The organism is Mesorhizobium sp. CAU 1732, from assembly GCF_039888675.1.
Classification (GTDB): domain Bacteria; phylum Pseudomonadota; class Alphaproteobacteria; order Rhizobiales; family Rhizobiaceae; genus Aerobium.
The window spans coordinates 132,295-144,721 of sequence record NZ_JBDQQR010000001.1; the positions used below are offsets into that span (position 1 = coordinate 132,295).

A 12,427-nucleotide genomic window follows, 5' to 3' on the forward strand; every position below is an offset into this window, starting at 1 on the left:
ACTACGCCGCGTGCGCGAGCCGTTCTCCCGCCATGCGATACGAGATCGCTTCCGCGAGATGAATACGCCCGACATTGGCCGTGCCGTCCAGATCGGCTAAGGTGCGCGCGACCTTCAAGACACGATGATAGGCGCGGGCTGAAAAGCTAAGCTTCTCGCTCGCGTCGCGAAGCAGCGACGTGCCGCTCTGGTCCAGTGCCGCCACCTCTTCGATCAGCGATGTCGGACACAGCGCATTGGTCGTGATGCCGGACAGCCCCCGCTCCGCATAGCGGTCGGCCTGCACCATCCGGGCACGTGCGACACGTTCCGCCACCACAGCGCTGGTTTCCGCGCGCGAGGGACGGATGAGGTCGCCCGCCGAGACGGCAGGCACCTCGATGCGCAGATCGATCCGGTCGAGCAGCGGGCCGGAAATGCGGGCCTGGTAGTCGGCCTGGCAGCGCGGGCCGCGCGCGCAGCGATGGCCCGGCTCGCCCGCCATGCCGCACCGGCACGGATTCATGGCCGCGATGAGCTGGATGCGCGCGGGATAGCTGACCCGCCCGTTGGCGCGCGCGATGACGCATTCGCCGGACTCGAGCGGCTGGCGCAGGGAATCCAGCGCCTGCGGGTTGAACTCCGGCAGTTCGTCGAGAAACAGCACGCCGTGATGGGCAAGTGACGCCTCGCCGGGCCGCACGCGCAGGCCGCCGCCAACGAGCGCGGCCATGGTTGCGGAATGATGCGGCGCGCGAAACGGCCGTCGGTCGGAGAGCTTTCCACCGGCGATCTCGCCCGCGATCGACGCGATCATCGAGACTTCGAGCAACTCGCGCGGCGACAGTTTCGGCAGGATCGACGGAAGGCGCTGCGCCAGCATCGATTTTCCCGATCCCGGCGGCCCCACCATCAGAAGATTGTGCCCGCCGGCCGCCGCCACCTCCAGGGCACGCTTGGCGCTTTCCTGGCCCTTGATGTCGGCGAGGTCGGGCAGGTTGGATGCGACCGGATGAACCGCCGGCTCCGGCCGCGACAAAACCTGCGTGCCGCGAAAGTGGTTGGCGATGGATATCAGGCTGCGCGGCGCCACGATGTCGATGTCGGAGCCTGCCCATGCCGCCTCCGGCCCCACCGCATGGGGGCAGATCAGGCCCTTGCCCAGGGCGTTCGCGCCGATCGCGGCCGGCAGTGCGCCGGTAACCGGTGCGGTGGTTCCATCCAGCGCGAGTTCGCCGAGCACGACATAGGATTGCAGCACATCGCCGGGGATGGCGCCAAGCGCGGCCATCAGGCCAAGCGCGATCGGCAGGTCGTAGTGGCTGCCCTCCTTGGGCAAATCGGCCGGCGCGAGATTGACCGTCACCTTCTTGGGCGGCATCGACAGGCCGGACGCGTGAAGCGCGGCCTGCACGCGCTCCCGGCTTTCGGCCACCGCCTTGTCGGCGAGGCCGACGATCTGCATGCCGATCTTTCCAGGCCCGACCATGACCTGCACATCGACAGGTACGGCTTCGATGCCTTCGAAGGCGATGGTGGTGACCCGCGCAACCATGCTCTACCTGCCCCTTCGATCCGCCCCCGCAGGCAAATCCAAACGCAACCGTCCCAAAACGAAACCCGACTGCCGGCACTCAAGCACAAAGCTGCCGCTACGGCAAGAACAATACAAGAACAAATTCGCGCTTGAGATGCACACAGGTTGCAGGTGGTTGCAGATGCGGAACATCTGTTCCGCGAAACCGAAAAAGCCGGCGCGTGGCCGGCTCGTTCAGGCGGTTTCCACAGCGATCTCGCGGAGGCTCAGAGCGTCCTGGCGAGTTCCTCGAGCTGGTCGGCGGACTGGCCCCAGCCTTCGTGAAAACCCATCTTCTCGTGGTTTTCGCGGTCTTCCACCGTCCAGTGCCGCGCCCGGGCGATGTAGCGTGTCTTGCCGCCTTCGTCTGCCAGCGTGATCTCGCCAACGAAGAACGGCTTTTCGGATGGCTGCCAGGCGTGCGTGAACGCGTCGGTGAAGACCAGCTTCTCGTTCGGCACGACGTCGAGATAGACACCCTTGTTGGGATAGTCGTTGCCGTCCGGATCGCGCATCGTGATGTCGCTTGTTCCGCCGGGGCGCACATCGACCTCGGCGCTGGCGATCGTCCAGGGCTTCGGCACGAACCACTGCTTCAAGAGGTCGGCTTCGGTCCAGCAGCGATAGATGGCGTGGCGTGGTGCGTCGAGCAGGCGGTCGAGAACGAGTTCGCGGTCGTTGGCGGGCTTTGCTTCGGAAGTCATGGTCTTCTCCTCTTGTGTGCGATACCCCAAGGACGAACCAGATCGTCCGCACCCGACAGCCCCTCCGGAAAAATCTACCCGCGTTTTGCCTCGACCGCATCCCAGAACAGCGCGGCGATGTCCGCACCGCCGAAGCGCTTCACCTCGCGCACGCCGGTCGGCGACGTGACGTTGATCTCGGTCATGTAGTCGCCGATCACGTCGATGCCGACGAGAATGAAGCCGCGTTCCTTGAGCGACGGACCGATGCGCGCGCAAATCTCGCGTTCGCGCTCGGTGAGTTCGGTGGCCTCGGCGCGTCCTCCGGCGTGCATGTTCGAACGCGCATCGTGCTCGGCCGGCACGCGGTTGATCGCGCCCACGGCCTCGCCGTCGATGAGGATGATGCGCTTGTCGCCCTTGCGCACATCCTTGAGATAGCGCTGGACGATGAAGGGCTCCCGGAACATTTGGCTGAACATCTCCAGAAGCGAGCCGAGGTTCCTGTCGCCGTCGCGCATGTGGAAGATGCCGGCGCCGCCATTGCCGTAGAGCGGCTTGACGATGATGTCGCCATGGGCGCGGCGAAACGCATCCACCTCCGCCGGATCGCGCGTGATCAGCGTCTCCGGCATGAGGTCGGGAAACTCGGTGACGAAGATCTTCTCCGGGCTGTTGCGCACCCAGGCCGGGTCGTTGACGACGAGCGTCTTGGGATGGATGCGCTCCAGGATGTGGGTCGTCGTGATGTAGTTCATGTCGAAGGGCGGGTCCTGGCGAAGCAGGATCACGTCCATGGTCGACAGGTCGGTGCGTTCGGCTGCCCCCAGCGTGTAGTGGTCGCCCTTGATATCGCGGACCTCCATCGCCTCCACACGGGCAAAGACGCCACCATTCTCCATCGTCAGCCGGTCGGGCGTGTAGTGGAAAAGCGCATGGCCGCGCCGCTGTGCTTCCAGCGACAGCGCGAAAGAGGTATCGCCTGCGATCGAGACGGTGGAAATGTGGTCCATCTGGACGGCGACGCGAAGGGCCATGGGAAGACTCCGGCGGATGCATAGGGCGGGGACGTCTGGTTATCCCATCCCGCAGGCGGCGTCGAGATAAAGCAGGCTGGCTCGCGGTGGCCATGCGCTGGCGCTGGTCATCGTCGCCATTGGCGCGACCGGGCGATTGTTCTGTCCGATACCTTTCCTAAAGGGTTTTCTGGCAGCTTTCGGCCTGAAAAAAGCGAAAACGAGAAAACCAACAGAGGCGCCGATGCCCAACCTGTCCGGCACCGGCCAGATCGCCAGCGAAGGCACCGACCTTGCCTTCACGGACCCGCTTACGGGTCTGGGCAATTTGCGCCGATTCTTCGACAAGGTGGACCGGCTGATCGTGGATCGAGCCGAGGACCCCGCTCCGTTCGCCGTCGGCATTCTCGATCTTGACGGTTTCAAGCCGATCAACGATTTGTTTGGCCGCAGGGCGGGCGACAACATCCTGCTGCAGGTCGCCATGCGCCTGAAGGCGTCGATGGACCACCACTCGACCGTGGCGCGTGTCGGTGCCGACGAGTTCGCCTTTCTCTATCCGATGGTCTTCAGCGAGGACGCCGCGCACCAGCGCGCGCTGATGCTGATCGAAATTCTCTCCGCGCCTTACGATGTCGGCGACCGCACCGCCCGGCTCTCGGCCTCGGTCGGCTGCTCGCTGTTCTATTCCGGCGAGGAGAACACCGAGACGCTGGTCAGCAAGGCGGAAACCGCGCTCTATCACGCCAAACGCTCGGGCCGTGGCAAGGTCGTGGTCTACACCCGCGAGATGGAGGAAGCCGCCAAGCGCATGACGCGCATCGAGCAGGCGCTGCGCCGCGCGGTGGCGGCAGGCGAGGTGGAGCCGCATTTCCAGCCGATCGTCGATCTCAAGTCGCGACAGGTCATCGGGTTCGAGGCGCTGGCGCGCTGGACCGATCCGGACCTCGGGCCGGTCTCGCCCGCCGTATTCATTCCGATCGCGGAAGAGCGCGGCATTATCGGTCCGCTGTCGCAGCTCCTGCTGTCCAAGGCGACGCAGACCGCCCGCAACTGGCCCGACGAGCTCTTTTTGTCGTTCAACCTGTCGCCGTCGCAACTGGTCGACCAGAACACCGGCCAGCAGATCCTGGCGATTCTGGAGCGTACGGGCTTCGATCCGAGACGTCTCGAAATCGAGATCACCGAAACCGGCCTGATGTCCGATCCGCAATCTGCGGAAAAGATCGTCAACGATCTGCGCGGTGTCGGCATTCGCGTCGCGCTGGACGATTTCGGCACCGGCCAGTCATCGCTGGGGCGGCTGCGCGAGTTCCATTTCGACAAGCTGAAGATCGATCGCGCCTTCGTCTCGTCGATCCTCGAGGATCGGCCGTCCGAACACATCATCCGCGCCATTCTGGCGATGTGCGAGGGCCTGGGCATGGATGTGGTCGCGGAGGGCATCGAGGAAGAGGCGCAGGCTGCGCGTCTCGTCCAGTTCGGATGCGGCGGCGGGCAGGGCTATCTGTTCGGGCGACCATCGGACGCCGACGCCACGATGGGCTACCTGCGCGACGCCTATCGTGCGATGGCGATGGCCGACTGATCGACACGCGATCTTGCGGGACGTGTGCACCTGCCTCAAAATCACCAGACCGGGACAGCCCGGACCGCGGGGGACAAGCGATGGACGATACAGCGGCTTCTGTGTTCTCGGATCACGTCTGCCAGCTTGGCGAGGGACCGACCTACGATCCTGCGACAGACACGGCATACTGGTTCGATATTCGCGGCAAGACGCTGCTCTCAAAACGCTGGCCCGACGGCGAGACCGTCGTCCACGAACTGCCCGAGATGGCAAGCGCACTGGCGGTGATCGATGAGGGGAGACACGCGCTTTTCACCGAGACCGGACTCCATGTGCGTGACGTGCAGACAGGCACGCTCAGTGTTCTCCACCCCATCGAGGCCGACAATGCCCTGACGCGCTCGAACGATGCGCGCGTTCATCCCTCCGGCGCCTTCTGGCTCGGTACCATGGGCAAGGGCACGCAAGTCGGCGCGGGTTCTATCTATTGGTACCGCGAGGGCGAGCTTCGCCGCCTCTATCCCGGAATCACGATCCCCAATTCGATCTGCTTTTCGCCCGACGGCACCGTCGCCTATTTCGCCGACACGCATCTGAACCGTCTGATGCGCGTGGCGTGCGATCCACAGACCGGGTTGCCGGTGGGTGAGCCGGCTGTCTTCCTCGACCATGCCGGTATCGCTGGCGGCATCGACGGCTCGGTCACCGATGCGGAGGGCCTAATCTGGAACGCGCGTTGGGGATCGGGCGCGGTCGATTGCTACCATCCGGACGGGCGCAGGCTGCGGAGCATCGACATCCCGGCGCGGCAGAGTTCGTGTCCGGCCTTCGTTGGCCCCAAAGCTGAGCGGATGATCGTCACCTCGGCCTGGCAGGGCATGGATGAGGCGGCGCGCAAGACCGACCCTCTGGCGGGTAGGACCTTCCTGATCGATCTGCCGATGAAGGGCCGTCACGATCCCAAGCTGGCGCTATAGCGCAAGCGTCGATCAGCTCGTGCTCGTCATGCAGATCTTGGTGTGGCCGGATTTGATGAAACCCAGCTTCTGGGCGGCGGCCTTGGACAGGTCGATGACGCGACCCTTGATGAATGGTCCGCGATCGTTGATCCGCACCACGACGGACTTGCCGTTACGCTGATTGGTGACGATCATTTTGGAGCCGAAGGGCAGGGAACGATGAGCGGCGGTCATGGCCGCGGGGTTCATCCGTTCGCCAGACGCGGTCTTCGAGGTGAGCGCATACCAGGACGCGCTGCCGCATTGTGCGGAGGCCGGCATGGCCGAGAGGGTGAGGATGGTGGCTGCTGCTGCGTAGGGCAGGGCTTTTGCGATCATTCGGGGTGGTTCCATAGCCGTTAACGTTAAATGTGGCGCTAGGTAGGGAATCGGGCGAGGGCGCGACCTAATCCGCAACGCGCGGACACTTATGGAATCATGCTGAAACATAAGACCGCCACGGCCGGAGCCTGTTCTGACCCGGGCCTGCATGCGTCCGGGTGGGAACGAATGGGCGTGCGAGTGGTTACGCAAACGGGGCAAACCACGAGGACGGACCTATGAAGTATCTCGCCGCTGCATTGCTTATCTCCACCGCATCCCTCGCAAACGCGCAGGAAACGGGGACCGCCGGCGCGACATTCATCGACGCGGCCGGTGCCGAAGTCGGCAGCGCGGAGCTGACGGGAACGCCGACGGGGGTGCTGATCGCGCTGGAGGTGTCGGGCTTGCCCGCAGGGCAGTGGGTTGCATTCCACGTTCACGAGACGGGAAACTGCGATCACGAAACGGGTCATGAATCGGCAGGCGGCCATTTCAATCCGGGCGGCAAAGAGCACGGTTTCATGGCCGAGAACGGGCCGCACGCCGGGGACATGCCCAACCAATATGTCGGTGCCGACGGCATATTGCGCGCCCAGGTGTTCAATACGAGCGTGACGCTCGGCAGCGGCGACGCCGATATTGCCGGTCGCGCGCTGATGATCCATGCCGGCGCGGACGACAACGTCACGCAGCCGACGGGTGACGCGGGAGACCGGCTCGCCTGCGCAGTCATCGAGTAGGCGCGTCAAAACGCGGCGCAATTCCAGCCTGGCCGCGGATGGATCGCTGCCTTCGTTTGGGATAGTCTTGTGCGCGGAGAGGCTGAGGAATGGAACCGACGGCAACGCCGACCCCATATTGCGGGCCAGCACCCGCACCAGAAGCGCTGCTTTACGCATGGAATTTTGACGTCGTCGCGATTGCGCTTTGTGCGGCACTCGCCGTCACACATTTTCTCCGCCAGGATCGGGGCGGTGGCGTGCCGCTGGCGTCGGCCATCGTGTTGATCCTCGTGCTCTTCCTCTCGCCGCTCTGCGCGCTGACGACAGCGCTGTTCTCGGCGCGCGTCGCACACCACGTCGTGCTCATCGCCATCGTCGCGCCCATGCTTGCGCTGGCATTTCCGGAGCGTGAGAGAAGTGCGACACGGCGCATTCCGCTTGCCTGGCTGGTGGTCGCGCATACAGCTATCGTCTGGCTCTGGCATGCGCCCGCGCTCTACGCGGTCGGGGTTTCGGGCGCGTTTGCCTACTGGGCGATGCAGCTCAGCCTTCTGGGAAGCGCGGTTCTCATGTGGCGACGCCTGCTTGCTCCTGGCCTTGCCATGGGCAGCGCGCTGTTCGCATATCTGGCGACGATCGTTCAGATGGGCATGCTCGGCGCGTTGCTCACATTCGCCGACCGCCCGCTCTACGAACTCCATCTCACCACCACGCTGCCCTACGGCCTGACACCGGTGGCAGACCAGCAGCTCGCAGGCCTCGTCATGTGGGTTCCGGCAGCACTTCCCTATCTCCTCGCGGCGCTGCTGCTTGTTGCCCGGCGGTTCGACCGCACCGACGATGCGACCGGCGCGGCACGGGCTGCGCGCTGATGCTGTGGATCAAGCTTCTCCACGTGGCTACGATTTCCATCTGGAGCGCCGGGCTGATCTGTCTGCCGGGCCTCTATGTGCAGCGCACGCATGTTCCCGACGACGAGTCCCTTCATCGCCTGCAGGGCATGGTGCGGTTCCTCTATGTGGCAATCGTGTCGCCTGCGGCCTTCATCGCGGTCGGGTCGGGCACGGCACTGATCTTCCCGCGCGAGGCGTGGGTGCCATGGTTTTCGGTGAAGCTCGTCTTCGTGGGCGCGATGGTCGTGATCCATATCCTGACGGGACTGGTGATCATCAAGCTGTTCGAGAAGGGAAACCTCTACCCGGTGTGGCGCTTCATCGCCGTCACCGCTGCCACGGTGCTTGTCGTGGCGATGGTGCTGACGATCGTGCTTGCAAAGCCGGACGTGCCAAACCTGTTGCCGGATGCGATGTCGGAGCCGGGCGCGCTCAGCCGGATCGTTCTCGATCTCAATCCTTTTCGGAAATGATGAGGCCGATGCCGTGATCGAAGACGAGCTTGCCGCCATGCCAGCCCGCCAGCCCCGTGAAGATCGTCGCGAGGATCGACAGCATGAGGCCGTGCGGCAGCACCAGGCTGTCGTCGGACAGCCGCAGGCCCCAGTTTGTGCCGGCGATCGAGATCAGCATTATCGCGGCGACGGCATGCGTCCAACTTGCCACGCGAATGCGGATGCCATGGACGAGCAGGAGTTCCGCGGTTCCCACGAGGCCCGCACCGACGCCGGCCGCGAAGGCGAAACCGGCGGACCACAGACCGACGCGCACCCAGAACGGATCGCCCGTCCACCAGTAGAAGACATCGACCCCGAGCGTCGCGATCACGAGCGCGATCGGGAAATGGACGCTCATAGCGTGCAGCGGGTGTCCCGCAACGGCGACAGCGGACGAAACGGTCTCCTCGACCACCTCTTCGATAACCGGATTGCCGCGGTCGCGTGTCTCGTTCATGCAAATTCCCCTTTGCCGGCATCAAGTGCCCGAGCGCCGGCATGGTTCCGTCCGCGTGCGACTTTCGCGTCTATGCCGCGCCGTCGCAAGGTCTTTCAGACGATGGCGGCCCTCGGCTCCGCGCTGGCGCTGTCGGCCTGCGCCGGGCCGCTTTCGACGCTTCAGCCGGAGGGGCCGTCCGCCCGCGGCGCGGCAATGCTGTGGTGGATCATGCTCGCAGGCAGCGCGGTGATTTTTGCGCTGGTCTCGGCCATGCTGGTTCTCGCCTATGCGCGTCCCGGCCCGCTTCGCGCCGCCGGCCCGAAAACGATCATGGTCTGGGGCGGGCTCGTCTTTCCCGGAATCGTCCTGACCGCGCTCGTGGTGGCCGCATTCGCGCTCGGCGAGCGCATGCTGGCGACGCCGCGCGACCCTGCTCCCATGCGCATAGAAGCCATCGCAGAACGCTGGATATGGACGTTCCGCTATCCCGGGACGGACGGCTCGGAAACCAGAAACCGGCTTCACATTCCGGCGGGACAGGACATCGACTTCGTGGTGACGAGCGGCGACGTCATCCACGCTTTCTGGATTCCGCGCCTGGGCGGAAAGATCGATGCGATACCCGGCCGCGAGAATATCGTGCGGCTGCGCGCCGATCGCCCCGGCGTCTATGGCGGGGTCTGTGCGGAATATTGCGGCGAGGGGCACGCCGTGATGCGGTTCACGGTCGAAGCGCATGAAGAGGCCGACTACGAAGCGCGGCTCGCCGCCGCGATTGCGGAAGAGAGTGCGCGATGAGCCAGGAACCCGAGCGCGCGTCTTCACCGATCGAGCTTCACAAGGCGCTGTCTTCCGCGTGGGACACGCCGGGTGGATGGGGCCGTCTTTCGGCGATAAACCACTCGATCCTCGGCAAGCGCTTCATGATCGCGGCCTTCGTGTTCTTCGCCATCGGCGGTTTGCTGGCGATGCTCATCAGGGTGCAGATCGCGACGTCGAACACGGCGTTCGTCGGGCCGGAGGTCTACGGCCAGATCTTCACCATGCATGGCACGGTGATGATGTTCCTGTTCGCGATCCCGATGTTCGAGGGCTTTGCGATCTACCTGCTGCCCAAGCTGCTGGGCGCGCGCGACATGGCGTTTCCGCGCCTCACCGCCTACGGCTTCTGGTGCTATGTCTTCGGCGGCTCGATCCTGATCGGCGCGATGCTGGCCGGCGTCGCGCCGAATGGCGGCTGGTTCATGTACACGCCGCTGTCGTCCTCGACCTATTCGCCCGGCATCAATGCCGATGTCTGGCTTCTCGGCATCACCTTCGTCGAGATTTCGGCCATGGCCGCCGCGGTGGAGATCATCGTCTCAGTTTTGAAGATGCGGGCGCCCGGAATGTCGCTGAACCGGATGCCGATCATGGCCTGGTATCTGCTGATCACCGCCTTCATGATGCTGTTCGGTTTCCCGCCGCTGATCCTCGGCTCGATTCTGCTGGAGCTCGAACGCGCCTTCGACCTGCCCTTCTTCGATCCGACGCGGGGCGGCGATTCGCTCCTGTGGCAGCATCTGTTCTGGCTGTTCGGTCATCCGGAAGTCTACATCATCTTCCTGCCGGCGGCCGGCGCGATCTCGATGATGATCCCCACCTTCTCGCGTCACGAACTCGTCGGCTACCGATCGATCGTGGTGGCCGTGATCGCGATGGCGTTCCTGTCCTTCGGGCTGTGGGTGCACCACATGTTCACCGTGGGCATTCCGCATCTGGCGATCGCGTTCTTCTCGGCGGCGAGCGGGTTGGTGGCGATCCCGACCGCGGTGCAGATATTCGCCTGGATCGCGACGATGGCGCAGGGGCGGCCGCGTCTCGACGTGCCGATGCTCTATCTGCTGGGCTTCTTCGTCGTCTTCGTGCTGGGCGGCCTGACCGGGGTGATGCTCGCGATGGTGCCGTTCAACTGGCAGGCGCACGACACGCATTTCGTGGTGGCGCATCTCCACTACGTGCTGGTCGGGGGCTTCGTGTTTCCGATGATGGCAGCTGCCCACTACTGGTTGCCGCACTTCACCGGACGGGTCTCCGATCACCGCCTGTCGGTGCCGGCCTTCTGGCTGATCTTCTCCGGTTTTCACCTCACCTTCTTCCTGATGCACCTGACCGGCCTGCTCGGCATGCCGCGCCGCGTCGCCACCTATCCCGCCGAAGCGGGGTGGGACTGGTTGAACCTCCTGTCGTCGGTCGGCAGTTTCGTGATGACCATCGGCTTCGCGCTTTTCGTGCTGGATCTGATCGTCCAGGTCCGTTTCGGCAAGGCGTTCCGCCGCAACCCGTGGGGTGCGCGAACGCTGGAGTGGGCGATGCCGACGCCGCCCGCGTCCTATGCATTCGCATCTCTCCCGACGATCGAGGACCGCGCCGACCGGCTCGATCCCGATGCGCTTGCGCCCAGCCTTGCGCGGGGCGAAGGCTATCTCGGCTTCATGCGCAATGGCTGGCAGGAAACGCTGGGCGTCGACATGACGACCGGGCGTCCCGAGCAGGTGATCGTCCTGCCGAAGCCGACATTTCTTCCCTTGTGGAGCGGCTTGGCAACAGGCGGCTTCGTGCTGGGGCTCCTGTTCAAGACGTACTGGCTGGCTCTCATCATGCTGGCGGTGACCGTCGTCATTCTCATCTCGTGGACGCGGACCACCGGCGCGCGCGAAGATACCGGGCCGCTTGCGATCGGCGGGGGCGAAAGCGCGCCGCCCCATTGGGAGGCAGACCAGGCGCCGTCCTGGTGGGCGATGGTGTTCACGCTGGCAGCCAATGCCACCCTGTTCGCCTCGCTCATCTTCGGGTCGCTGTTCCTGTGGCTGGTCGCGCCGGGCTGGCCGCCTGCCATCGCCGCCGGCCCCGGGCTGGCGCTGGCCGTGCCTTGCGCGGTCGCATTGCTGGTCGCAGGCCTCGGCGGTCGCCGCGCAGCCTCGGTCCTGGTGGCGGGCTCATCGCCTGCCGCCTGGCTGGCCGCATGTGCAGCCGGGCAGACCACTGCCACGATCCTGCTGGTGGTGATGGCCGCGCAGGTCGTAGAGCCGACCGGCCATGCGCACCATGCGACCGTCTTCGTCATTCTGGCCTATGCGGCACTTCATACGGCTGTGGGAACGATCTTCGCAGTTTACGGGCTGTGGCGCTTGAAAGCCGGCTATCTCTCGGCGCGACGCAGCCTCGATCTGCGGATCGGAAAGCTCTGGCACGACTATACCGCAATTGTCGGCATCATAGCCCTCGTCGGCACATCGCTGATGGCGATCCTTGCTGGCGTTCCGGAGATCCAGCCATGAGCGAGGTGACAGTTCAGGGGCGCCAGCTTGTTCTTCTGGCAGCCGGGTTCATCGTCTGGTCGGTGGCCTTCGTGGCGCTCTATGCCATGCTGAGCGTCGGGTGCGCCTATGGTTGGGACAGGATCGATCTGGCGGGAGGGCTGACGCTGCAGCGCGTCCAGCTCATCGTGATCTTCCTCGTTCATCTTGGCGCGGGCCTGTGGCTCGCACGTGCCTTGCGGCCGGCATCGACGTCGCGTGGTGACGACCACCCCGCGCAGTTTCTCCGCCACGCCGCCTACGGTACAGCCGTCGCGGCAGTGGCCGCAACGGCGTTCACCTTTGCGGGGATCTTCGCGCTGACGTCCTGCTACTGACGGTTTTGCGTCCGCCGGAGCGGGCTACCGTCCACCGGCGGAGTGGCCCAATCC

Annotated in this window: 13 protein-coding genes; 8 read left to right on the plus strand and 5 right to left on the minus strand. The window is 64.9% G+C overall.

Annotation, left to right across the window (positions count from 1 at the left end; genetic code table 11):
- Position 1: 1 nt before the first annotated feature.
- The 3 genes from AAFN55_RS00685 to gshB form a co-directional block, all read right to left on the minus strand.
- Positions 2-1,534, minus strand: coding sequence for a YifB family Mg chelatase-like AAA ATPase (locus AAFN55_RS00685; RefSeq protein WP_347796964.1), 1,533 nt, complete (start codon positions 1,532-1,534; stop codon positions 2-4).
- 248 nt (positions 1,535-1,782) lie between these two features.
- The gene (locus AAFN55_RS00690; RefSeq protein WP_347796965.1) at positions 1,783-2,259 is read right to left on the minus strand and encodes an SRPBCC family protein; all 477 of its coding nucleotides are present in this window, start codon (positions 2,257-2,259) and stop codon (positions 1,783-1,785) included.
- Positions 2,260-2,333: 74 nt separating this feature from the next.
- The gene (gene gshB, locus AAFN55_RS00695) at positions 2,334-3,275 is read right to left on the minus strand and encodes a glutathione synthase (protein ID WP_347796966.1); all 942 of its coding nucleotides are present in this window, start codon (positions 3,273-3,275) and stop codon (positions 2,334-2,336) included.
- 223 nt (positions 3,276-3,498) lie between these two features.
- On the opposite strand from gshB, the gene AAFN55_RS00700 reads away from it, so the two are divergent.
- Positions 3,499-4,842, plus strand: a complete 1,344-nt coding sequence (locus AAFN55_RS00700) for an EAL domain-containing protein (protein WP_347796967.1) — start codon at positions 3,499-3,501, stop codon at positions 4,840-4,842.
- Between the two features lie 80 nt (positions 4,843-4,922).
- Entirely contained in the window at positions 4,923-5,801 is an 879-nt protein-coding gene (locus AAFN55_RS00705) for an SMP-30/gluconolactonase/LRE family protein (RefSeq protein ID WP_347796968.1), read from the plus strand.
- 12 nt (positions 5,802-5,813) lie between these two features.
- Here AAFN55_RS00705 and AAFN55_RS00710 read toward each other — a convergent pair whose 3' ends face one another.
- Positions 5,814-6,104, minus strand: coding sequence for a septal ring lytic transglycosylase RlpA family protein (locus AAFN55_RS00710; protein WP_347800141.1), 291 nt, complete (start codon positions 6,102-6,104; stop codon positions 5,814-5,816).
- Between the two features lie 278 nt (positions 6,105-6,382).
- Between AAFN55_RS00710 and AAFN55_RS00715 the strand changes: the two genes are divergently transcribed.
- The 3 genes from AAFN55_RS00715 to AAFN55_RS00725 all read left to right on the plus strand — a co-directional run bounded on the left by AAFN55_RS00715 (position 6,383) and on the right by AAFN55_RS00725 (position 8,234).
- Complete coding sequence (locus tag AAFN55_RS00715) at positions 6,383-6,886, plus strand: superoxide dismutase family protein (protein ID WP_347796969.1); 504 nt, start codon at positions 6,383-6,385, stop codon at positions 6,884-6,886.
- Positions 6,887-6,975: 89 nt separating this feature from the next.
- Positions 6,976-7,740, plus strand: coding sequence for a cytochrome c oxidase assembly protein (locus AAFN55_RS00720; protein WP_347796970.1), 765 nt, complete (start codon positions 6,976-6,978; stop codon positions 7,738-7,740).
- Positions 7,740-8,234, plus strand: coding sequence for a CopD family protein (locus tag AAFN55_RS00725; RefSeq protein WP_347796971.1), 495 nt, complete (start codon positions 7,740-7,742; stop codon positions 8,232-8,234). The genes AAFN55_RS00720 and AAFN55_RS00725 overlap by 1 nt, the downstream gene beginning before the upstream one ends.
- Here AAFN55_RS00725 and AAFN55_RS00730 read toward each other — a convergent pair.
- Positions 8,215-8,715, minus strand: coding sequence for a DUF2231 domain-containing protein (locus tag AAFN55_RS00730; RefSeq protein ID WP_347796972.1), 501 nt, complete (start codon positions 8,713-8,715; stop codon positions 8,215-8,217). The genes AAFN55_RS00725 and AAFN55_RS00730 overlap by 20 nt on opposite strands.
- Before the next feature lie 102 nt (positions 8,716-8,817).
- On the opposite strand from AAFN55_RS00730, the gene coxB reads away from it, so the two are divergent.
- From coxB to AAFN55_RS00745, 3 genes are read left to right on the plus strand one after another with little or no spacing between them, the layout of a single operon-like run.
- A complete protein-coding gene (coxB, locus tag AAFN55_RS00735) occupies positions 8,818-9,495 on the plus strand; it encodes a cytochrome c oxidase subunit II (protein WP_347796973.1) in 678 nt (225 codons plus the stop codon).
- Positions 9,492-12,017 carry a cytochrome c oxidase subunit I gene (gene ctaD / locus AAFN55_RS00740; RefSeq protein ID WP_347796974.1) on the plus strand — a complete coding sequence of 842 codons (2,526 nt, stop codon included), beginning with the start codon at positions 9,492-9,494 and terminating at the stop codon, positions 12,015-12,017. The genes coxB and ctaD overlap by 4 nt, the downstream gene beginning before the upstream one ends.
- Positions 12,014-12,373, plus strand: a complete 360-nt coding sequence (locus AAFN55_RS00745) for a hypothetical protein (protein WP_347796975.1) — start codon at positions 12,014-12,016, stop codon at positions 12,371-12,373. The genes ctaD and AAFN55_RS00745 overlap by 4 nt, the downstream gene beginning before the upstream one ends.
- Positions 12,374-12,427: the final 54 nt, after the last annotated feature.